General features: G+C 62.0%; 16 protein-coding genes. 4 read left to right on the top strand and 12 right to left on the bottom strand.

Annotation, left to right across the window (positions count from 1 at the left end; all coding sequences use genetic code 11):
- Positions 1–145: 145 nt before the first annotated feature.
- The 3 genes from rnd to AU381_RS05965 all read right to left on the bottom strand — a co-directional run bounded on the left by rnd (position 146) and on the right by AU381_RS05965 (position 4,345).
- Positions 146–1,297, bottom strand: a complete 1,152-nt coding sequence (rnd, locus tag AU381_RS05975) for a ribonuclease D (protein ID WP_064240852.1) — start codon at positions 1,295–1,297, stop codon at positions 146–148.
- 79 nt (positions 1,298–1,376) lie between these two features.
- Positions 1,377–2,777: a multicopper oxidase family protein gene (locus tag AU381_RS05970; RefSeq protein ID WP_064240851.1), complete on the bottom strand. Its 1,401-nt coding sequence runs from the start codon at positions 2,775–2,777 to the stop codon at positions 1,377–1,379.
- A gap of 74 nt (positions 2,778–2,851) precedes the next feature.
- A complete protein-coding gene (locus AU381_RS05965) occupies positions 2,852–4,345 on the bottom strand; it encodes an MFS transporter (RefSeq protein ID WP_342028724.1) in 1,494 nt (497 codons plus the stop codon).
- An 87-nt stretch (positions 4,346–4,432) separates the two neighbouring features.
- On the opposite strand from AU381_RS05965, the gene aspS reads away from it, so the two are divergent.
- The gene (gene aspS, locus AU381_RS05960; RefSeq protein WP_064240849.1) at positions 4,433–6,220 is read left to right on the top strand and encodes an aspartate--tRNA ligase; all 1,788 of its coding nucleotides are present in this window, start codon (positions 4,433–4,435) and stop codon (positions 6,218–6,220) included.
- A gap of 232 nt (positions 6,221–6,452) precedes the next feature.
- Positions 6,453–6,833, top strand: coding sequence for a rhodanese-like domain-containing protein (locus AU381_RS05955; protein ID WP_064240848.1), 381 nt, complete (start codon positions 6,453–6,455; stop codon positions 6,831–6,833).
- Positions 6,834–6,995: 162 nt separating this feature from the next.
- Here AU381_RS05955 and AU381_RS05950 read toward each other — a convergent pair whose 3' ends face one another.
- From AU381_RS05950 to AU381_RS05910, 9 genes are all read right to left on the bottom strand, one after another.
- Positions 6,996–8,321, bottom strand: coding sequence for an extracellular solute-binding protein (locus AU381_RS05950; RefSeq protein ID WP_064241827.1), 1,326 nt, complete (start codon positions 8,319–8,321; stop codon positions 6,996–6,998).
- Positions 8,322–8,402: 81 nt separating this feature from the next.
- Positions 8,403–9,254, bottom strand: coding sequence for a carbohydrate ABC transporter permease (locus tag AU381_RS05945; protein WP_064240847.1), 852 nt, complete (start codon positions 9,252–9,254; stop codon positions 8,403–8,405).
- Positions 9,251–10,186 carry a carbohydrate ABC transporter permease gene (locus tag AU381_RS05940; protein ID WP_064240846.1) on the bottom strand — a complete coding sequence of 312 codons (936 nt, stop codon included), beginning with the start codon at positions 10,184–10,186 and terminating at the stop codon, positions 9,251–9,253. The genes AU381_RS05945 and AU381_RS05940 overlap by 4 nt, the downstream gene beginning before the upstream one ends.
- Positions 10,179–11,279 (bottom strand): ABC transporter ATP-binding protein, encoded by a 1,101-nt coding sequence (locus AU381_RS05935; RefSeq protein ID WP_064240845.1) that lies wholly within the window; start codon positions 11,277–11,279, stop codon positions 10,179–10,181. Before AU381_RS05935 ends, AU381_RS05940 begins: the two co-directional genes overlap by 8 nt.
- Positions 11,280–11,525: 246 nt before the next feature.
- Complete coding sequence (gene arfA, locus AU381_RS05930; RefSeq protein WP_064240844.1) at positions 11,526–13,037, bottom strand: arabinosylfuranosidase ArfA; 1,512 nt, start codon at positions 13,035–13,037, stop codon at positions 11,526–11,528.
- A gap of 106 nt (positions 13,038–13,143) precedes the next feature.
- On the bottom strand, positions 13,144–14,070 hold the full coding sequence (locus tag AU381_RS05925) for an ArsR/SmtB family transcription factor (RefSeq protein WP_064240843.1): 927 nt from the start codon (positions 14,068–14,070) through the stop codon (positions 13,144–13,146).
- 237 nt (positions 14,071–14,307) lie between these two features.
- Complete coding sequence (gene groL, locus AU381_RS05920) at positions 14,308–15,936, bottom strand: chaperonin GroEL (protein WP_064240842.1); 1,629 nt, start codon at positions 15,934–15,936, stop codon at positions 14,308–14,310.
- A gap of 93 nt (positions 15,937–16,029) precedes the next feature.
- Entirely contained in the window at positions 16,030–16,248 is a 219-nt protein-coding gene (locus AU381_RS05915) for a hypothetical protein (RefSeq protein ID WP_011975002.1), read from the bottom strand.
- 199 nt (positions 16,249–16,447) lie between these two features.
- Complete coding sequence (locus AU381_RS05910) at positions 16,448–17,641, bottom strand: hypothetical protein (protein WP_064240841.1); 1,194 nt, start codon at positions 17,639–17,641, stop codon at positions 16,448–16,450.
- Between the two features lie 420 nt (positions 17,642–18,061).
- On the opposite strand from AU381_RS05910, the gene parC reads away from it, so the two are divergent.
- Together parC and AU381_RS05900 are read left to right on the top strand one after the other, a co-directional pair.
- A complete protein-coding gene (parC, locus tag AU381_RS05905; RefSeq protein WP_064240840.1) occupies positions 18,062–20,338 on the top strand; it encodes a DNA topoisomerase IV subunit A in 2,277 nt (758 codons plus the stop codon).
- 146 nt (positions 20,339–20,484) lie between these two features.
- Positions 20,485–20,808 (top strand): ArsR/SmtB family transcription factor, encoded by a 324-nt coding sequence (locus AU381_RS05900; RefSeq protein WP_064240839.1) that lies wholly within the window; start codon positions 20,485–20,487, stop codon positions 20,806–20,808.
- Positions 20,809–20,812 lie beyond the last annotated feature (4 nt).

Raw genomic sequence — 20,812 nt, 5'->3', positions numbered from 1 at the left:
CGGATGAGAACATAGGAGTAGCCGCGGTGCCGGACCGAACCGCAGCATAGTGGAAATGTCTGATCTGGCGGTTGCCGAATCAGCCTCTTGCTTCCTGTTGGCTAAGGTCGGATTCGGGCGGAAAGGTGTTGGCGGCTGCAGCCGTTCAACCGGCGATTTCCATCGCCTCGATTTTCTTTCCGACAAAGCGCAGCGCCACCTCGCCATTGATGAGCTTCAGCGCCATCTCGCCGAACAGCTCGCGGCGCCACCCGTGCAGCGCGGCGACGTCGGCCTTTTCGCCCTCGGCGGCGATCCGGTCGAGATCGTCGCTGCTGGCGATGATCTTGGCCGCCACGCCTTCCTTCTCGGATATGAGCTTCAAGAGCACCTTCAGCATCTCGACCGCTGCGGCAGCGCCCTCCGGCGTATGATTCTGCCGCGGCAGGCGCGGCAGTTCGGCCTTCGGGATCGCCAGGGCCTCGGTCACCGCGTCGACGATTGCAGCGCCCGCAGCGGAGCGCTCCCATCCCTTCGGAATGGTCCTCAGCCGGCCAAGCGCCTCCGCGTCCTTCGGCTGCTGCTGGGCAATCTCGTAGATCGCATCGTCCTTGATGATCCGGCCGCGCGGCACGTTGCGCGCCCGCGCTTCGCGCTCGCGCCAGGCGGCGATCTTCTGTAGAACCGCCAGCTCGATCGGCTTTCTGACGCGCATCTTCAGACGCTGCCAGGCATTCTCCGGATGGAGGTCGTAGGTCTCGCGGCTCTCCAGAATCGCCATTTCCTCGGCGAGCCAGGAGGAGCGTCCTTCTCGTTCGAGCTCCGCTTTCAGGTAGTGGTAGACGTCCCTGAGATGCGTCACGTCGGCCAGCGCATATTCCAGCTGCTTGTCGGTGAGGGGCCGGCGGCTCCAGTCGGTGAAGCGCGACGACTTGTCGATCTGCACGTTCTTGATGCGGCTGACGAGTTGGTCATAGGAGACGCTGTCGCCGAAACCGCAGACCATGGCCGCAACTTGCGTGTCGAAGAGCGGATGCGGAATGAGATTGCCGAGATGGTGGATGATCTCGATGTCCTGGCGCGCCGCATGGAAAACCTTGACGATGTCGGCATTGGCCATCAGCGCGAAGAACGGCGCGAGGTCGATCCCCGGCGCCATCGGATCAACGATCACCGCCGTGTCGGGGCCGGCCATCTGGATCAGGCAGAGTTCAGGCCAGAACGTGGTCTCGCGCAGAAATTCCGTATCGATCGTAATGTAGCTCGAGAGCGCCAGCTCTTGGCAGGCGGCCTCCAGTTCTGCTGTCGTCTGAATCATCGGGGCTTAAATCACTATGGCGAAAATGAGGCTTGAACTTCCCTCTATAGTTTCGCTGCGGCCGTCTCAATCGAAATTGTCAGATAATTCTGAAATAGCCGGTCATTCCGGTCTTTTGATGTTCGATGATGTGGCAGTGGATCACCCAGTCGCCGAGATTGTCGGCAACAAGCGCCACCTCCGCCTGCTCGTCCGGCAGAAGCAGGATCGTGTCGGTCGGTGGCGGCAGAAAGCTCCGCTTGTTCGAGCTGAGGATGCGGAAGCTCAAGCCATGCAGGTGGATCGGGTGCGCGTGCGGGGTGCGGTTGGCGATCTCGAGCACATAGCTTTTGCCGAGCTTCAGTTCCTCGATCGGTGCAATCGGGTCGGGCGTGTCGCCCGGCCACGGAACCTTGTTGAGCGCCCAGAAGGTATAACCGAGCGAACCGCAGACCGATGGTACCGCCTTGTGTTCGGCCGTCGCCGTGAGCTCGAGCGGAATCCGCTGCGCCGTCGACAGGTCGGCTCTAGCGATCGGATTGGCCGGAAGGGGGGCGACATCGCCAAGGTCGCGTTTCAGGGAAGGGCCGGTCGCCCGCAGGCTTGCGATCGTCCACGGTTTCGAGCCGCGGAAATTGCCGAGCGTCGCCCGCGCCCCTTCGCTGCCCGGCATGCGCATGACGAGGTCGACGCGCTGCCCCGGACCGATGTCCAGGCGGTCGAGCAGGAACGGATGATCCACCGGATTGCCATCGAGCGCGACCACTTTTGCCTCAGCGCCCTCAACACCAATCGTATAGATGCGCGTCACGTCGGTGGCGGCGATCCTGACGCGAACGAGCCCGCCGGCGGGTGCATCATATCCGGGCTCCTGCTGCCAATTGGCAGTTCTGACCGTTCCGTAGGTGCCGCCGCGTGCCGCATCCCGGGGTTTGAACGGATCGATGAACTTGCCCTCCGCGCCGAGCCGCCAGTCGCGAAGGTTAAGGACGAATTCCGCGTCGAAAATCGGGTCTGCCGGGTTTTCGACGACGATCACTCCGGTGAGCCCGTGGCCCATCTGCGTCAGCGTGTTGCAATGCGGATGGTACCAGAAGGTTCCGGCGTCGGGCGGGGTGAAGACATAGTCGAAGTGATCGCCGGGATAGACGTAGGGCTGGGTCATCTCCGGCACGCCGTCCATCGCATTGCCGATCCGCAAGCCGTGCCAGTGGACCGTCGTCGGTTCGTCGAGACGGTTCACCAGCCGCGCCGCATAGGCTTCGCCCTTGCGCATCCTCAGGACCGGCGGCACGCCGGCATGGGGCGCGTCGCCGAGTCCGTATGTCATGACAGGCGTGATGCCGTCGGCCGCGATCCGCGCCTGCGCCAGTTGCGCCGTGAGGACCTGGGCTTCGGGCGCCGCACCGGCGCGTGCGGCGAGCCCGGCGCCGAGCGCAAAGGCGCCGCCAAGGAAGGCCGAGCCCTGAAGGAAAGTGCGGCGGCTGAGCATCGGCGTCATGGCGTCCACATTGCGAAAGGACCAGGCGGAGGGCGGATGACCTCGCCCTGCAGCGGTCTTGGGAATGGCGCGTTTTAAACCTGATCCTCCCGTTCAGCAATTCGATCCGATCGCGCATCTTGCCGCAGCTCCGGCCCATTTCGCTGCGGCTGGCTGCCGCCCGCCAGCTTGTTGAAGAAGGACGAGGTGCGCAGCAGATTGCGGAACGGCATGGAGCGTTCATCGGTCGGTATAGGCTTGCGCGCCGTCATGCGCTGGAGCGTGTAGAGCATGAAGAGAAAAAGGATGGCGGCGGTATAGATGAAGAGCGCGCGTGGCCCGAAGAGGTCGAGCAGGAAGGAGGCGAAGAGCGGTCCGATGATGGCGCCGAGCGACCAGAAGAACAGCATGCCGGCGGAGACCAGCGCATGCTGTCCTTCCGCCGCGTGGTCGTTGGCATGGGCCGAACAGAGCGAATAGAGCGGCATGGCGAAGGCGCCGAAGGCGAAGATGCCGGCGAAGTTCAGCCACTCGTCGCTCCCGGCGCCGAAAGCGAGGAAGAGGCCCGCGACGAGTGAGCCGAAGGTGGCGATCAGGATGATCAGCCGGCGGTCGATCTGGTCCGAGTAATGCCCGAGCGGGTATTGAAGCACGACGCCGCCGATGATGCCGGCGCTCATGAATGTTGCAATGGCGGTGACCGAAAGCCCGATCTCCTGCGCATAGATCGGTCCGAGCGAGCGGAAGGCGGCATTCGTGAGCCCCACCACGATGCAGCCGATCGTAGCAAGGGGAGAGATATTCCAGAGCGCCTTGACGTCGAAACGGATCGCTTCCGGCGCGATGGGGCTTGAGCGGTCGGCAAAGGAGATCGGCACGAGCGAGAGAGTCAGCGCCATGGAGATAATGGCGAAGAGCTCGAAGCCGCCGATCCCCACGCCCGGAATCAAGTATTGCGCGGCGGTCACCGAGCCGAGGTCGACCAGGCGGTAGATCGACAGGGTGCGGGCCCGGTTGGCATTGGTGACGCTGGCGTTCAGCCAGCTTTCCACCGTTGCAAAGAGACCGGCGAAGCAGATGCCGGCGACGAGCCGCATCAGGAACCAGAAAGCCGGTTCGATGACGAGCACCATCGCGATCGCTGCCGCCGAGGCGATTGCCGCCATCGCTGAGAAGGTACGGATATGACCGATCGACCGGAGGATGCGGGTCACGTAAACGCAGCCGATCGCAAAGCCGACATTATAGCCTGCGCCGACGAGGCCGATCAGCGATGTGGAAAAGCCTTCCTCGAGCGCCCGCAAGGATATGAAAGTGCCCTGCAGCCCATTGCCGCCGATCAAGATGCCGGCGGTGAGGAGGAGGGGGATGAGCGGGCGAATCTGGGACATGGCGCATCCGGCTTTACGGCGGCGACTCGTGGGCTGGTGGGGTCTCTTCTGTTTAGCGATACATGGTAGGCGGGGACAGTAGCGATTTGTGACCTTCCGAAACGTAATGTCCGCCGAGACGCGCTGTGTCGCGCGGCGTGACGATGGACAGCGCCGATCAGGCGGGCATGCGCCGCGGCCTTGACAAATCCGGCGCATCATGCGCTTTTCCGCCCGACTTTGGCTATGCCGTCGCGCCCGCCTTGGCGAGCCTCGCGCGGCCTTCTGCAATTCCAGGACTAGACGATGCACCGTTACCGCAGCCACACCTGTGCCGCTCTCCGCAAGTCGGACGTCGGCTCCACCGTTCGCCTTTCCGGCTGGGTTCACCGCGTCCGCGACCATGGCGGCGTGCTCTTCATCGACCTGCGCGATCACTACGGCATGACTCAGGTTGTCGCCGATCCGGATTCGCCGGCCTTCAAGATGGCCGAAACAGTGCGCGGCGAGTGGGTCATCCGTGTCGATGGCACGGTGAAGGCCCGCACCGACGACACCGTCAACAAGAACATGCCGACCGGCGAGGTCGAACTCTATGCCCGCGAGATCGAGGTGTTATCGGCCGCCAAGGAGTTGCCGCTGCCGGTCTTCGGCGAGCCGGAGTATCCGGAAGACGTGCGGCTCAAGTATCGCTTCCTCGATCTCCGCCGCGAGACGCTGCACAGGAACATCGTCAAGCGCACCGAGGTCATCGGCGCCATGCGCCGGGGGATGACCGAGATCGGCTTCACCGAGTATACGACGCCGATCCTGACGGCCTCGTCGCCGGAAGGCGCGCGCGACTTCCTCGTGCCGAGCCGCATTCATCCCGGCACCTTCTACGCGCTGCCGCAGGCGCCGCAGCAGTACAAGCAGCTGCTGATGGTTGCCGGTTTCGACCGCTATTTCCAGATCGCGCCGTGCTTCCGCGACGAGGACCCGCGTGCCGACCGGCTGCCCGGCGAGTTCTACCAGCTCGATCTCGAAATGAGCTTCGTCGAGCAGGAAGACGTCTGGGACACGATGGAGCCAATGATCCGCGCGATCTTCGCGGACTTCGCCGGCGGCAAGCCGGTCACCGACAAGTTCCCGCGCATCCCCTACGACACGGCGATCCGCAAGTACGGTTCCGACAAGCCGGACCTCCGCAACCCGATCGAGATGCAGGAAGTCACCCAGCATTTCGCCGGCTCCGGCTTCAAGGTCTTCGCCAACATGATCGCCTCCAACCCGAAGGTGGAAATCTGGGCGATCCCGGCCAAGACCGGCGGCAGCCGCGCCTTCTGCGACCGCATGAACGCCTGGGCGCAGAGCCAGGGCCAGCCGGGGCTCGGCTATATCTTCTGGCGCAAGGAAGGCGAGAAGCTCGAAGGGGCAGGACCGCTTGCCAAGAACATCGGCGAGGAGCGCACCGATGCGATCCGCACGCAGCTCGGCCTCGAGGACGGCGACGCCTGCTTCTTTGTCGCCGGCGAGCCGGCCAAGTTCTACAAGTTCGCCGGCGAGGCGCGCACCAGGGCCGGCGAGGAGCTGAACCTCGTCGATCGCGACCGCTTCGAACTGTGCTGGATCGTCGACTTCCCGTTCTATGAATGGAACGAGGACGAGAAGCGCGTCGACTTCGCCCACAACCCCTTCTCGATGCCGCAGGGCGGGCTCAAGGCGCTCTCGGGCGACGATCTGCTGTCGATCAAGGCGTTCCAATACGACATGGTCTGCAACGGCTTCGAGATCGCATCGGGTTCGATCCGCAACCAGTCGCCGGAACTCATGGTCAAGGCTTTCGAGAATGTCGGCCTCAGCCAGGCGGATGTCGAAGGTCAGTTCGGTGGTCTTTACCGCGCCTTCCAGTACGGTGCCCCGCCACATGGCGGCATGGCCTTCGGCATCGACCGCATCGTCATGCTGCTCGTCGGCGCCAAGAACCTGCGCGAGATCTCGCTTTTCCCGATGAACCAGCAGGCGGTCGATCTCCTGATGGGCGCGCCGTCGCCCGCGACACCGGAGCAATTGCGGGAGCTGGCGATCCGGCCGATCCCGCAGAAGAAGGACTAAGCTTCACTGATGCCAAATCCCTGATGCCAGAAAAACCCGGCGAAAATCTCGCCGGGTTTTCTTTGGTTGTGGGAACCAAATTGGAGTCCGTCAGGTCGGCCAGCCGACTGTCGGGGGGTATACCTGCAGCTCCGCCCCAAAAGGGTTATTCCAGCTCGCCTTGACAGGGTTTCTTTCAAGGCGCTTCCTTTCTCCCGGATGCTGCATGGTAACGCACCGGTTGGAGGAAATGATGGTGAAGAACGTCAAGGACTTGCTGGCGGAAGCAAATAGTGCCGTCCCGAAGTTGTCTCCTAACGAAGCCGCCGAGAAGATGCGCTCCGGCGACGTGCTCATTGTGGACGTCCGCGACCCGACAGAGGTTCAGCAAACCGGCAAGATCAAAGGGGCGGTGAACGTCTCGCGGGGCATGCTGGAGTTTCGAGCGGACCCGGAAAGCCAGTACCACAACCCAGCCTTTCAGAAGGGCAAGACCATCCTTCTGCATTGTGCTTCGGGCGGCCGCTCGGCACTTGCGGGCAAGACACTCCTGGATATGGGATATTCGACGGTTTTCAACATCGGTGGCTTCAAGGAACTGGCGGAGGCCGGTATCGATACGGAACCCGCGTGACGGTGAAGCCGTGGTCGAGCCTTGACCATTCCGCGTAATCACGGCCGATGAACATGCAACGGATTAGAGCGGGATGAGGCGGAAAGAGTTCCCCATCCCGCTCAGGCTATTCCCCCGACCGGGACCGATTCAATTCAGGGCCGGCGCCGCGGGCAACGCGCCTCAGATATTCGCGAGCAACTCGTTGATGCGGGACTCCATGTCCGCCAGAGCGGCGTCGATGTCCTTCTGGCCGGTGATCGCCGCATTCATCTCCTGGCCAATGATGTCCTGAATTGCGAACTGGCGCTGCACGGTCGACGGTAGCGGCGTGCCGAGCGTTGCGATCGGCGCGATCGTATCGCGATGCGGTAGCTTCTTGAACGCATCCGATTCGAGAACGGCCTTCACCGCCGGAAGGTGTCCGGTGCGCGACCATTCGTAGTCATTGTCGTTGAAGAACTTCAGGAACTTGCCGATCGCCGCCTCTTCCTCCGGCGAGCGGTCCTTCTGCGAAACGGCCCAGCTGTGGCCGTCGGCATATTGGGCCTTTTTGCCGGAGAAAAGCTGCGGATAAGGGTAGACCGCGTAGCCGCCGGCGTTGAGGGCGGTGCCCGACGTTTCGGACGAGGCGGTATAGTCGCCGATCACCCACGTACCATTTAAATGCACGCCGCCGTCGCCCGCGAGAAAGGCATTGATGCTGGCAGCGTAGTCCAGGTCCTTCGTGGTGTAGTCGTTGTCGTAGATCGCCTTGTACATCTCGAGGACCTTCTTCGCCTCGAGCGTGTTCATCTTCACCTGCTTGGGATCGGCAAAGAAGTCGGAATCCTGCTGGAAAAGATAGGTGTAGAGGTTGCGCGTATAGAGCGCCACTTCGTTCGCGAGATTTTGGACGAAGTAGGGCTTGCCGGTCTTTTCCTTGAACTGCTTGGCCTGTGCCATGAGTTCGTCGACGCTGGTCGGCAACTTCGGCGTGCCGTCGGCATTGACGAGGCCCGCCTTCTTGAAAAGGTCCACGTTGACGTGGAACAGCATCGTCCAGTTGTCGATCGGCAAGCCGTAGATCTTTCCGTCCTTGGTCACGCCGCTGAGGCTCGCATCGGTGAAGTCCGAGGGCGAGACGCCAACCGTTTTCAGGAGATCGTCAAGCGGCATCAACAGGCCCTTGGACTGGTAGTCGCCGAGCACGGAGTGGTGGACGGTGACGATGTCCGGCGGGTCGCCGGCCGCAAATTGCGCAGTCAGTTGGTCGTAACCCGGCCATTCGACGGTGGTCACCGTCACATGCACGTCCGGGTTGTCGGTGTTGAACTTGTTGATCAGCGAGGTGATGATGCCACATTCCCCGACGGCCTTGCTGACGTCGGTATTGCCGCCGAACTCCGCGTCGCAGGCGCCGAAGAAGCGCTGCACGGTAAGTTCGGTTGCCGCCAGGGCAGGCGTCGCGACCGCGAGCGCGAGCGCCGAGGCGGCCGCCAGCATGTACTTCCTCAGGCTATGCGTCATGTTCATCTCCTCCTCGTCGGGGCCTCGCCCCTGGCTTGGCTCCCCTCCCAGAGAGCCGGTTGCGACCTATGGGTGGTGGCTTCAGCGCACGGCGGCGCCGGAGACAGCCGTCACGATGTATTTCTGGAAAAACAGGTAGAGAATAAGGATCGGCGCGCCCGCAAAGACCGCCTGCGACATCAGGAAGCCGAGGCCTTCCGACTGTGCAAAGTTCGTCTGCGTCGAAGCGATCCCGATCGTCAGCGTGTACATTTCCTTTTTGGTGCCGGAGATCAGCGGCCAGAAGTAGTCGTTCCAGGACGACAGGAAGGTGAAGATGCCGAGGGTTGCCTGCGCCGGGATCGTCAGCGGCAGCAGCACCTTCCAGAAGATCTTGAAGCGGCTGGCATTGTCGAGCAGTGCCGCCTCGTCGAGCTCCTTCGGTATGGCGCGAAAATATTGCGTCATCAGGAACACCCCGAAGGGAGCGGCCAGGCCCGGCAGGATCAACCCGTGATAGGTGTTGTGGAATTTCAGCCAGCTGAAGAGCTGATGGCGGGCGATCAGTACCGCCTGTTCAGGAACGGCAAGGCCGAGCAGCACGATTACGAACAGCGTGTTGCGGAACGGAAAGCTCAGCCGCGCAAAGCCGTAGCCGGCGAGCGACGACAGAACCAGTGTCATGATCGTCAGGCCGCCTGACACGATCACGCTGTTCAGGATCCAGCGAAAGACCGAGGACGTCGCCAGGATGTTGACGTAGTTGTTGATCGTGTAGGGAGCGTGGAAGACGGAGTTCATGTCCGTCATCAGTTCCTTGTTGTCCTTGAGTGACAGCGCGATGATCCAGGCGATCGGCGCCATCATGATCAGCGCAAGCGCGATCACCAGGACGAGAATGATGCGGTCGCCGGTCGAGCGGCCAACGATCCGGCCCGAAGACATGGAACTCATCCTTCCTCTCCTCTCCGGCGAGAGATGAAATACTGCGCCATGGCGGCGATCATGATCAGGATGAAGAGAATTTCGGACGCGGCGGCGCCGAGGCCGAGGTCCCACTTGGTAAAGGCGGCCTCGTAGATGTAGAGCACGATCGGCTTTGAAACATTGTTCGGGCCGCCCTGGGTCATTAGCCGCGCCTGTCCGAAGAGCTGGAACTGCAGGACGATCTCGATGATGATCACGAGGACGAAGGTGCGCCGGATCGAGGGCAGGGTGATGTGCCAGAGCGTTCGCCACCGGCTTGCATTGTCGAGCGCCGCGGCCTCGTAGATTTCCCGAGGCACCTGTTGCAGAGCCGAGAGAAAGAGCATCATCGGCAGTCCGATGCACCACCAGACCGTCGCGATGGCAATTCCGATCATGGTGAGCTTTGGGTCGGACAGGAAGGCGGGCGCGGTCGCGCCGAACCAGCCGTAGACCGTGGCGAGCAGGCCGAAATTGCCGATGAACACGATGCGCCAGATGAGCGTCACGATCGTCACGGAGAGAACCGACGACGAGAAATAGACGGCGCGGAGCGCGGCCGCCGACTTCGTCTTGCGATTGAGCGCCAGCGCAAGCAGGAGGCCAATCAGGGCGAGGGCAGGGACGGTCAGGAAGACGAAGTAGAAGGTGTTGCCAACCGACTGGATGAAGATCTTGTCCCGGAAGAGCCGAAGGTAATTGTCGATACCGACGAACCGCCCGACGCCGAAGGCATCGGCCTTGTGAAGGCTGAGCCACATGCTCCAGAAGAGCGGCACCACGAGAAGCGTCACGAAGAAGAACAGATAGGGCGCCACGAAAACAGCGTGGCGCCAGAGCGGGGCATTGACATTCTGTACTGCCTGCCGGGTTGCCGCCTTGGCGGCCGACGCGCTGCCGGAAAGGGTCGCTTCAGCCATGGCCGACGCCCTCATTGTGCCAGGCTCGGCCTTCGGCGTTAAAGAGGTGCGTGCGGGCGCCATCGAGCGCCAGGGCAACCTGATCGCCGATCGCGATGCGGCTGTTGCCGACATCCTCGGCAATCACAACGCTCCCCTCCTTAAGACGAGTATAGAGCAGCGTGCGGTCGCCGAGACGCTCGATCACCTCGACTTTGCCCGTCGTCGTCGCGGCGGTTCCGTTGGCGAGTTTGACGGCCTCGGCGCGGATGCCGAGCGAATGCCCGCTGCCATTGATGCCCTCAAGGCGGATTGCTGTCTGCAAGTCGGTGCCGTCCGGCAGCTTTGCCCGCGCGAAGCCGTTCTCGCCCGACAGGCCGACCGGCAGGAAATTCATCGTCGGAGAACCGACGAAGGTGGCGACGAAGCGGCTTGCCGGCCGCGAGTAGATCTCCATCGGCGTGCCGATCTGCTCGATCTTCCGGTTGTTCATGACGACGATGCGATCGGCGAGCGTCATCGCCTCGATCTGGTCGTGCGTGACGAAGATCATTGTCGATCTGACCCGGTTGCGAAGCTGCGCAAGCTCGACGCGGGTGCGCACGCGCAGCGCCGCATCGAGGTTCGACAGCGGCTCGTCGAACAGGAAGGCCTTCGGCTCCTTGACGATGGCGCGCCCGATCGCGACGCGCTGGCGCTGGCCGCCGGAAAGCTGGCCGGGCTTGCGTTCGAGGAGATGGCCGATTTCGAGCATGCGCGCGGCTTCTGCGACGCGGGCGGAAATGACCTCGGCCGGCAGGCCTATGTTGCGCAGCCCGAAGGCCATGTTGTCGGCAACCGTCATATGCGGATAAAGCGCATAGCTCTGGAAGACCATGGCGATGTCGCGCTGGCCCGGCGGCAGATTGTCGATGCGCTCGCCGTTGATCGAGATCGTTCCGTCATCGACGCTTTCGAGCCCGGCGATCATCCGCAGAAGCGTTGACTTGCCGCAGCCGGACGGGCCGAGAAAGACCATGAACTCGTTGGCATTGATCGTCAGCGACAATCCATCGAGCACGGTCAGCGAACCGTAGCGTTTGCTGACGTTCTGGATTTCGATATGGGCGGTCATCCGGCGGCTCCGAGTTTCTTCTCAGAACCGCAAAGACCGGTTGCGACGCTCGGCCGGGCCGTCGCAGAACGGCGGCTCCTCCCGTCGGGCCGCGAAGCCGGATTGATCAACGATAGTGCCAAAACAGAAGCTCTTGCTCCCATCTTCTCCTCCCAGCGGCACGTCGAAGCTGTGTCGCGACGTTAAATCATACAATTCTTCTGTCAAGATATCTCCGATATATATCGGAAAACGCGATATGCAGAATTACGCTTTCAGCCGGATCATCCGGTAGGACAGCGGCGCGATCTTCGCCCCGAGCCATCCGTTTACGAAGTCGGCGCCTTCTCCCCTTTTTGGCACCACATTGTCGGGCTGCTCGGCGGTGTTGGTGATGTTGATGTCGGAATGGGCGAGCACCTGGTCGTCGATGATTTTCATCGTGCCGAACTCGAGGAGGCTGACATCAAGCTCGATCGCTTCGCTGCCATGCCGGTTGACGATGAAGAATGTGACGGCATTTCTGTGCGCATCGTGGACGGCGGAAATATCGAGATAGGGCACCTCGCCAAGGCCATCGACCCTGTAGCTCGGGCTGTCGACCAGCAGCTTGAGCGCCGTTCCGCGGCCATAGACCGAAGCGAAGTAATAGGGATAGAAGATTGTCTGGCGCCAGGCCGGGCCGCCCGGCACGGTCATGATTGGGGCGATGACGTTTACGAGCTGTGCCATGCAGGCGATCTTCACCACGTCGGCGCGGTTGATGAAGGTATTGAGGATGCAGCCGACCTGGAGCACGTCCTCGAAATTATAGTCGTCCTCCAGCAACGCCGGCGCATGCGGCCAGCCATGGGCGCCTGCAAGGGTTGCCTTGTCGCGCTCCTTGGAATGGTACCAGACGTTCCATTCGTCGAAGGAAATATAGACGTCCTTGCTCGAGCGCTTCTTCGCTTTCACATAGGCGATCACGCCAGCCACCGTGCCAATATAGTTGTCGAGCTCGATGCTGCGGGCGAGATAGCTGGCGGTGTTCTTGGCGCGGTTCTCGAAATACATGTGCAACGAGATGAAATCGATCTCGTTATACGTGTGATCGAGGACGGTCGCCTCCCATTCCGGGTAGGTAGGCATGTGCGCATTGGAGGAGCCGCAGACGACGAGCTCGAGCGAGCTGTCGAAGGCGCGCATCGCCTTGGCGGTCTCGTGCGCCAGCCTGCCATATTCGTCGGCCGTCTTGTGGCCGATCTGCCAGGGGCCGTCCATCTCGTTGCCGAGGCACCAGAGCTTGACGTCCCAGGGCTCGTCGCGGCCATTGGCGCGGCGCTTGTCGCTCCATTCGCTGCCGCCCGGGTGGTTGACATATTCGAGGAAGTTGCGAGCCTCGTCGAGCCCGCGCGAGCCGAGATTGACGGCAAGCATCATCTGCGTATCGGCGGCCGCGCACCATTCGGCGAATTCATGGATGCCGACCTGGTTGCTTTCCGAGGTGTGCCAGGCGAGGTCGAGGCGTGTCGGGCGGCTCTCCTTCGGGCCGATGCCGTCTTCCCAGTTATAGGCGGAAACGAAGTTGCCGCCCGGATACCGGACGATCGGCATATTGAGTTCCCTGACGAGTTCGATCACGTCCCGGCGCATTCCGTTTTCGTCGGCGGTCGGATGATCGGGCTCGTAGATGCCGGTATAGACGGCACGGCCGAGGTGCTCGATAAAGGACCCGTAGAGACGCGGATCGATGTTCGAGATCGTGAACTTGCTGTGCACCGTTACCGCGGCCTTCATGGCTTCCCTCACTGAATCCGGATTTGTGATTTATATCACGAATTGGAGTGAGTAAAACGGAAGGCGCGCCCGAGGTCAAGTAGTGAGATTCTGTAGGCCGGTGAGCTCAGCGCGTTTTCAGGCGCAAGAGGATGTCCTGGTCGTAATTGCCGAAGCCTCGGCCGAAGATGTTGATGCCCCCGGGATGACGGGCGTCGTCCCGGACGCCGATGCGAAGTCGGATCGAATGATGTTGTTCGAGCTTCAGCTCGGCGAGCTTGACGTTGGTGATCCGCAGGCCGTCGACGAAGGAGCCGTCGTCATTGATCCGAAAACTCTTGAGCTTGCCGTATTGCGAGCCTTTGAGCTTCCACCAGTCCGGCGTGAAAACGCCGCGTTTGTCGCCGAAATCGCCTGGGGAAGTCCAGGTTCCGATGTCCACTCCGTTGATCGTCAGGGTGATATCGGACGGCCAGTCGGCGCTGGTTCCCGGCACCTCCGAGCTCAATTCCATGACGAATTCGACCTCGCGAACGCCGGTGTTGGTCAGGCGCGCATTGTTGGGGAACTGGTACTCCACATAGCCGCGGGTGAACCAGATCAATGCTGCCTTCATGCGGTCCGGGTCGAGGAACGTGTCGGGTACATCGAGCAGTCCGATGATGCCGTCGACCGAGCAGAGGCCGCAAGGAGCGGTCACTTCGAAGCTCGTATAGAGTCCCAACGGCATCGACACCTCGATCGCGTCCGGTTCAGTTTCCTTGATTTCGTTCTTGAAGACGACGAGGACCTCGTCATAGACGCTGTGGCAGACCTTCTGGTTTCCCTTGCGCGCTCTCTGCGTCTCCGTGCGGATGAGCCCCGCCTCTTCCAATATCTGCACGTTGGTCGAGACGCTCGACTGCGGCAGATCAAGAACATCCGCGATTTCGTTGACGTTCAGCGGTCCCTTTTCGTGCAGCAGCTTCAGCACCGAGACCCTTGCCGGCGACGCAAGCCCCTTCAGTACGGGCATGCCTTCCTGGGGGTCGACGACAAGAAAATTACGGCTCATGGGGCTCCGATCGGCGGGACTGAAATGCAACTGGATAATGCATATCAAAAAATCTGATCTAATCAACCGCCAGCAAGGTGTCGCGGGGACACTTACGATGGCAACCGCTCTTTCTCAAAAGGCAAAGGCAGGAATGCACGCCCCGCGGCAGGCTGAGACCGGCCGTCGGATGGCGCGTGGGGCGCGCGCGGCCGTCGCCTCGCGACGACGCCCGCGCCGGCGCTGTTTAGCCGGTAATTAGAAGTCCATGCCCGGAGCCGGGGGCATTGGCATCTGGCCCTCTTTCTTCGGCTTCTCGGCAATCATCGCTTCCGTCGTTACCAGGAGACCGGCGACGGATGCCGCGTCCTGCAACGCCGCACGCACGACCTTTGCCGGGTCGATGACGCCCATTGCGAAGAGATCGCCGAATTCTCCCGTCTGGGCATTCCAGCCATAGGCGAAGTCGGTCTTCTCGCGCAGCCGTCCGACGATGATCGATCCCTCGGCTCCGGCATTCTCGGCGATCTGGCGCACCGGCGCCTCGATGGCGCGGCGGACGATCTCGACGCCGACGCGCTGGTCGTCATTGGCCGTCGGCACGTTTTCGAGCGACTTGACGACACGCAGCAGGGCGACGCCGCCGCCCGGCAGAATGCCTTCCTCGACCGCTGCGCGCGTCGCATGGAGGGCGTCGTCGACGCGGTCTTTCTTCTCCTTGACCTCCACTTCCGTCGATCCGCCGACGCGGATCACAGCGACGCCGCCGGCGAGTTTGGCAAGCCGCTCCTGCAGCTTCTCACGGTCATAGTCGGAGGTCGTTTCCTCGATCTGCGCCTTGATTTGCGCGACGCGGCCGCTGATATCCTCCTTCGTGCCGCCGCCGCCGACGATGGTGGTTGCGTCTTTCTCCACCATCACGCGCTTTGCGCGCCCGAGGCTTTCCATCGTCGTATTCTCGAGCTTGATGCCCAGCTCCTCCGACACCACCGTGCCGCCGGTCAGAACGGCGATATCCTCCAGCATCGCCTTGCGCCGGTCGCCGAAGCCGGGCGCCTTGACGGCGGCGATCTTCAGCCCGCCGCGCAGCTTGTTGACGACGAGCGTCGCGAGCGCCTCGCCCTCGACGTCCTCGGCGATGATCAGCAGCGGCTTGCCGGCCTGGATCACCGCTTCGAGAATGGGGATCATCGCCTGCAGGTTGGAGAGCTTCTTCTCGTGGATCAGAATGTAGACATCCTCCAGCTCCGCCCGCATCTTGTCCTGATTGGTGATGAAATAGGGCGACAGATAGCCGCGATCGAATTGCATCCCCTCGACGACTTCGAGCTCGATTTCGGCGGTCTTGGCCTCTTCGACGGTGATGACGCCCTCGTTGCCGACCTTCTCCATCGCCTCGGCAAGATAGCGGCCGATCTCCGCGTCGCCATTGGCCGAGATCGTTGCCACCTGGGCGATTTCCTCATTTTTGGAAACCTGGCGCGCCTTACCCTTCAATTCGGTGACGAGCGCATCGACGGCGAGATCGATACCGCGCTTCAGGTCCATCGGGTTCATGCCTGAGGCGACCGCCTTGGCACCTTCCCGGACGATCGCCTGGGCCAGCACGGTCGCAGTCGTCGTGCCGTCGCCGGCAACCTCACTGGTCCTCGAGGCAACCTCCCGGAGCATCTGGGCGCCCATATTCTCGAACTTGTCCTCGAGCTCGATCTCCTTGGCGACGGAGACGCCGTCCTTGGTGATCCGCGGCGCGCCGAAGGACTTGTCGATGACCACGTTCCGCCCCTTGGGACCAAGGGTGACCCGGACAGCGTTGGCCATGATGTCGACCCCGCGGAGCATCCGGTCACGCGCATCGGTATTGAACTTGACGTCTTTGGCAGCCATGTAACCCTCCCTCAACACGATAAATCAGGTACTCATTACCGACCGACGGCGCCGGACCTCACGATTGAACCCTTGCCGCCGGCCGGAGTGCAGTCATTCCTCATCGACGTCGGGTGTCAGGATGTCGATCAGGGCGGCAACCCGGCCGGCCGGAAGATGGCGGCCTTCGCCAATCAGAGCCTCGTCGTTGTTGACCCAGGCAATCGCTTCAGCAAGTTCACTCGCGGTCGCGCCCGTCGCAAGGAGTTCGGCCATCAAGGTTTCATCGACCGGGCCGAGAATGGCGGTGATATCCGAATGCTTCAGTCCCATTGCGTCCTCCTTCCGCTTTGCTTCGGTCGGGAATGCACAAACCTGCCGGCAACCATGTCGAGATAGATAGGCCGGCGCATGCGAGCATCAAGCGTCACATCATAACATCGATCGCAGTGACAAAAAAAAGCCCGGCGGAGGTCCGCCGGGCTTGAATCCGAAAGAAGCGCGTCGCCCCGGACTGGGGCTTTGTGAAGCGTCAATCGTTCGCCGTCACCTTGACGCCGAGGACCGACGGGATGGTGTTCGGCGCGCCCATGGCGGCCCCCATGATCATCGGGAACGGCACGGGCTTTTCCGGTTCGGCGGCGATCGTCAGGCTCTTCGGCGCGTCGAGATAGTCGTTGACTGCGGCCGACACCTGGTTCTGCAGCTCCGGCAGGTTCAACTGCGCCATCATGATCGGAACCAGGCCCTTCAGCGACTGTGCCAGCTGCTCGCCGGTAACGCCCTGCTGGCTGCCGGCGTAATCGAGTGCCTTCTTGGTGATCGAGGCATCGTCGAAACGGATCGAGGCGCTGTTGAACGTCAGTTGCTGCATGAGGCCGAGCATGGCGAGGCCCATTGCCTGGTTGGCTTCTTCCTTGTTCGGATTGGCTTGCGCGGCTTTGTTCGCCTCCTGCAGCGATTTCAGGAACTGGAGCGTATATCCCGAGAAATCCATCGCGATGTTCAGCCGTCCGATATTCTTGAAGTCGAAGGCATATTCATCAAGGGCGACCTTGCCGCTCGCGATTTCCCAACTGCCTTTCATCGTCACCTGGCCGTCGATCTGCTTCAGCCCGAGCTTGTCGATCGCGTCCTTTGCCTTGGCGTCCTCGACATCCGAGAGGTCCGCGTTAAGGCCGGCCATCGTCGCATCGAAGTCAAATCCGGCGTCATTTTCCTGCCGCGTCAGTTTGCTCTCGATGCTCGCAATCTTGAAGACATCCTTGCCCTTGACCTTGACCTCTATCGGCCCCGTGCCGAAAGACTCGTAGAGCAGAATGTCGTCGATGGTGCCGCCGGAGGCGTTGCCGGGAATGGAAAGGCCGCCAATCGCAATATCCTTGACCGATACGCTGTCCTCTTTTTCGCTCACATTGACGTCGGGAAAGGAAACCGTTTCGGCGTAATAGCCGCCGCCATCGGTCTCTTCCACGCCCTCAAGTGTCATCTCGCCGATATTCACCGAGTCGCCGGGTTTCGTTGCGACTTGAAATTTGACGCCGGTGGCCGTCACAACGTCGCCGTCTACTTCCGCCTTGTCGAAAGCAAGGGAAGTGCCGTTCACTTCGAGCGCTGCGCTGAGTTTTTTCATCACATCTGCGCCGTCCAGGGCGAATGCCGGGCCGGCAAACGTGAGGAGGGCGGCGCTGGCCATCATCAGACGGATCTTGCGCGTATGCATCATTGCGGAGTTCCTTTGAAAATAGGATTGAGTGTGAGGCTGTTTCCGAAGTCGTCTGTCATCGATCTGGGCGATCTTCGCGGACTGCGTCAACGCTGGCCACGGTCCGGGGGCGATTTGCCAAACGGCGCGCCGGGCCTATCCGATGCGCCCGATCGTCCACGATGAAATTCATTCCTTGCACTTGATCTCCCAGTCTTAAATCGGCCAAATCAGCAGGATCGACCCTAATACGAAACGGGGCAGATTTATATCGTCAGTCGAAATGACGCCTGTTCCCTATGGATCATGCTTTCCGGAAGATTACTCCCGGGATTTTGATGGCCGCAACCCCTGGTATAAGCAAGTGCTTCAGGCGCGTTCTCCACAGTGCGATGGCCTTGGATTCTTGCCGCGGCGGGCCGGTTGCGGTAGCAAGGAGGCATGGGACAAAGCCTTTTGCCGCCTTCTGGCGGGGACGACAACATTCAGCCGGTTGACCTCAAGGCGGCGCTGGAAGAGCGCTATCTCGCCTATGCGCTGTCGACCATCATGCATCGCGCCCTGCCGGACGTCCGCGACGGATTGAAGCCGGTTCATCGCCGCATCATCCACGCGATGAGCGAGATGGGCTTGAGGCCCAATTCCTCGTTCAAGAAATGCGCGCGCATCGTCGGCGACGTCATCGGTAAGTTCCACCCGCACGGCGACCAATCGGTTTACGATGCGCTGGTCAGGCTCGCGCAGGACTTCTCGCAGCGCTATCCGGTCGTCGACGGGCAAGGCAACTTCGGCAATATCGACGGCGACAACGCCGCCGCCTACCGTTACACCGAAGCCAAGATGACCGAGGTCGCGGCGCTCCTCCTGGAGGGCATCGACCAGGATGCCGTCGATTTTCGCCCGACCTACAATGAGGAGGACGAGGAGCCGACGGTGCTTCCCGGTGCCTTCCCGAATCTGCTTGCCAACGGCGCGTCGGGCATCGCCGTCGGCATGGCGACGTCCATTCCGCCTCACAATGCGCATGAGCTTTGCGACGCGGCGCTCTATCTGATCCGCCATCCGAAGGCGACGGTTGAGGAACTGCTGTTCGATCCGGCCAATCCGCAGCGCGGCGGCATCGAGGGGCCGGACTTTCCGACCGGCGGCATCATCGTCGAAAGCCGCGCCAGCATGCTCGAATCCTACCGAACGGGTCGCGGCGGCTTCCGCGTCCGCGCGCGCTGGAGCGTCGAGGACCTGGGGCGCGGCGGCTATCAGATCGTCGTGACGGAAATCCCCTATCAGGTTCAGAAGTCGCGGCTCATCGAAAAGATCGCCGAGCTCCTCATTGCGCGCAAATTGCCGCTGCTCGAGGACATTCGCGACGAATCGGCCGAGGACGTCCGTGTCGTGCTCGTGCCGAAGAGCCGCTCGGTCGACGCCAATATCCTGATGGAATCGCTGTTCAAGCTGACCGAGCTCGAAAGCCGCATTCCGCTCAACATGAACGTGCTGTCGATGGGCCGCGTGCCGCGCGTCATGGCGCTCAACGAGGTGCTGAGCGAATGGCTGGCGCATCGCCGCGAGGTATTGCAGCGGCGCTCCCGCCACCGGCTTGCCGCCATAGACCGCAGGCTCGAGATCCTCGGTGGTTATCTTGTCGCCTATCTCAACATCGATGAGGTCATCCGCATCATCCGCGAGGGGGATGAGCCGAAGGCCGTGATGATCGAGCGTTTCGCGCTGACGGATGTCCAGGCCGAAGCGATCCTCAACATGCGGCTTCGCTCGCTGCGCAAGCTCGAGGAGTTCGAAATCCGCACCGAATTCGACGCGCTGTCGAAGGAGAAAGCGGAAATCGAGGCGCTGCTCGCCTCCGATGACAAGCAGTGGCAGGCGGTCGCCTGGGAAATCGGCGAGGTCAAGAAAAAGTTCGCCAAGGCCACCGAGCTCGGCAAGCGCCGCAGCACCTTCGCCGATGCGCCCGAGGCGGATGTCGAGGCGATCCAGCAGGCGATGATCGAGAAGGAGCCGATCACCGTCGTCATCTCGGAGAAGGGCTGGATCCGGGCGCTCAAGGGGCACATCTCCGACACGTCCTCGCTGCAGTTCAAGGACGGCGATGCGCTGAAGGTGGCATTCCCGGCGCAGACAACCGACAAGATCCTCGTCTTCACCACCGGCGGCAAGGCCTATACGCTCGGCGGCGACAAGCTGCCGGGCGGGCGCGGTCACGGCGAGCCGTTGCGAATCATGGTCGACATGGAAAACGATCAGGACGTACTGACGGCGCTCGTTCACGATCCGGCGCGCAAGCTTATCGTCTCGTCGGCAGCGGGCAACGGCTTCGTCGTCACCGAAAGCGACATCGTCGCCAACACCCGCAAGGGCAAGCAGGTGATGAACGTCGTGATGCCGGACGAGGCGAAGCTCGTCGTGCCGGTCAAGGGCGATTACGTCGCCGTCGTCGGCGACAATCGCAAGATGCTGGTCTTCCCGTTGGTGCAGATACCGGAAATGGCGCGCGGCAAGGGCGTGCGCCTGCAGCGCTACAAGGACGGCGGTATTTCCGACATCCGCTGCTTTACCATGGCCGAGGGCTTGACCTGGGAGGACAGCGCCGGTCGTGTCTTCACGAAGACCAGGGACGAATTGATCGAGTGGCAAGGCGACCGCGCCGGTGCCGGCCGCATCGTGCCGAAGGGCTTTCCGCGGAGCGGCAGGTTCAGCGGTTGATCAGCGGGTTCAGGCCTGCAATGCGGTCGTTCCGCGCACTTGGTTATCCACAGCTTAGAGGTATTTTCCGGCAACTGACGCAACTCTTCGATGTTTCCTTAAATCGGCCGCGATTTGCCGAATGATGCGCCGTAGAGAGGAACGCGATGATCTCGGCCCTTGACGATACATTGTTGGCGCTCGCCGATCCCACACGCCGCCGCATATTCGAATTGCTGTTTGCCGGTGAAATCCCGGTTGCGGATGTCGCCACCGCGGTGGGCACCGAACAGGACGAGCTGTCAAGCCACATGGTGATTCTCGAGGAGGCGGGGCTGATTACCCGCCGGCACCGGGACGACCGCGAGATGATCGCCGCCAATCCGGGCCCTCTGGAGGTCGCGGCGGAATGGATCAATACCAATCGCGAGCTCTGGGCGATGCGCTCGCAGATCGAGGAGACGGGGCCCGCTCCCGCCAGCCCGCAGTGACCGG

Source organism: Sinorhizobium glycinis, assembly GCF_001651865.1.
GTDB classification, from domain to species: Bacteria; Pseudomonadota; Alphaproteobacteria; order Rhizobiales; family Rhizobiaceae; genus Sinorhizobium; species Sinorhizobium glycinis.
The sequence above is the reverse complement of the archived record's forward strand: the minus strand, read 5'-3'. Positions and strand labels throughout refer to the sequence as shown.

Excerpts from the sequence above, each read along its gene's own strand:
- parC (WP_064240840.1), top strand. The coding sequence starts at position 18,062 with ATGGGACAAAGCCTTTTGCCGCCTTCTGGCGGGGACGACAACATTCAG.
- arfA (WP_064240844.1), bottom strand. The coding sequence starts at position 13,037 with ATGAAGGCCGCGGTAACGGTGCACAGCAAGTTCACGATCTCGAACATC.
- AU381_RS05900 (WP_064240839.1), top strand. The coding sequence starts at position 20,485 with ATGATCTCGGCCCTTGACGATACATTGTTGGCGCTCGCCGATCCCACA.
- AU381_RS05910 (WP_064240841.1), bottom strand. The coding sequence starts at position 17,641 with ATGATGCATACGCGCAAGATCCGTCTGATGATGGCCAGCGCCGCCCTC.
- aspS (WP_064240849.1), top strand. The coding sequence starts at position 4,433 with ATGCACCGTTACCGCAGCCACACCTGTGCCGCTCTCCGCAAGTCGGAC.
- AU381_RS05940 (WP_064240846.1), bottom strand. The coding sequence starts at position 10,186 with ATGGCTGAAGCGACCCTTTCCGGCAGCGCGTCGGCCGCCAAGGCGGCA.
- AU381_RS05970 (WP_064240851.1), bottom strand. The coding sequence starts at position 2,777 with ATGACGCCGATGCTCAGCCGCCGCACTTTCCTTCAGGGCTCGGCCTTC.
- AU381_RS05965 (WP_342028724.1), bottom strand. The coding sequence starts at position 4,345 with ATGCGCCGGATTTGTCAAGGCCGCGGCGCATGCCCGCCTGATCGGCGC.
- AU381_RS05950 (WP_064241827.1), bottom strand. The coding sequence starts at position 8,321 with ATGACGCATAGCCTGAGGAAGTACATGCTGGCGGCCGCCTCGGCGCTC.
- AU381_RS05915 (WP_011975002.1), bottom strand. The coding sequence starts at position 16,248 with ATGGGACTGAAGCATTCGGATATCACCGCCATTCTCGGCCCGGTCGAT.
- rnd (WP_064240852.1), bottom strand. The coding sequence starts at position 1,297 with ATGATTCAGACGACAGCAGAACTGGAGGCCGCCTGCCAAGAGCTGGCG.
- AU381_RS05955 (WP_064240848.1), top strand. The coding sequence starts at position 6,453 with ATGGTGAAGAACGTCAAGGACTTGCTGGCGGAAGCAAATAGTGCCGTC.
- AU381_RS05945 (WP_064240847.1), bottom strand. The coding sequence starts at position 9,254 with ATGAGTTCCATGTCTTCGGGCCGGATCGTTGGCCGCTCGACCGGCGAC.
- groL (WP_064240842.1), bottom strand. The coding sequence starts at position 15,936 with ATGGCTGCCAAAGACGTCAAGTTCAATACCGATGCGCGTGACCGGATG.
- AU381_RS05935 (WP_064240845.1), bottom strand. The coding sequence starts at position 11,279 with ATGACCGCCCATATCGAAATCCAGAACGTCAGCAAACGCTACGGTTCG.
- AU381_RS05925 (WP_064240843.1), bottom strand. The coding sequence starts at position 14,070 with ATGAGCCGTAATTTTCTTGTCGTCGACCCCCAGGAAGGCATGCCCGTA.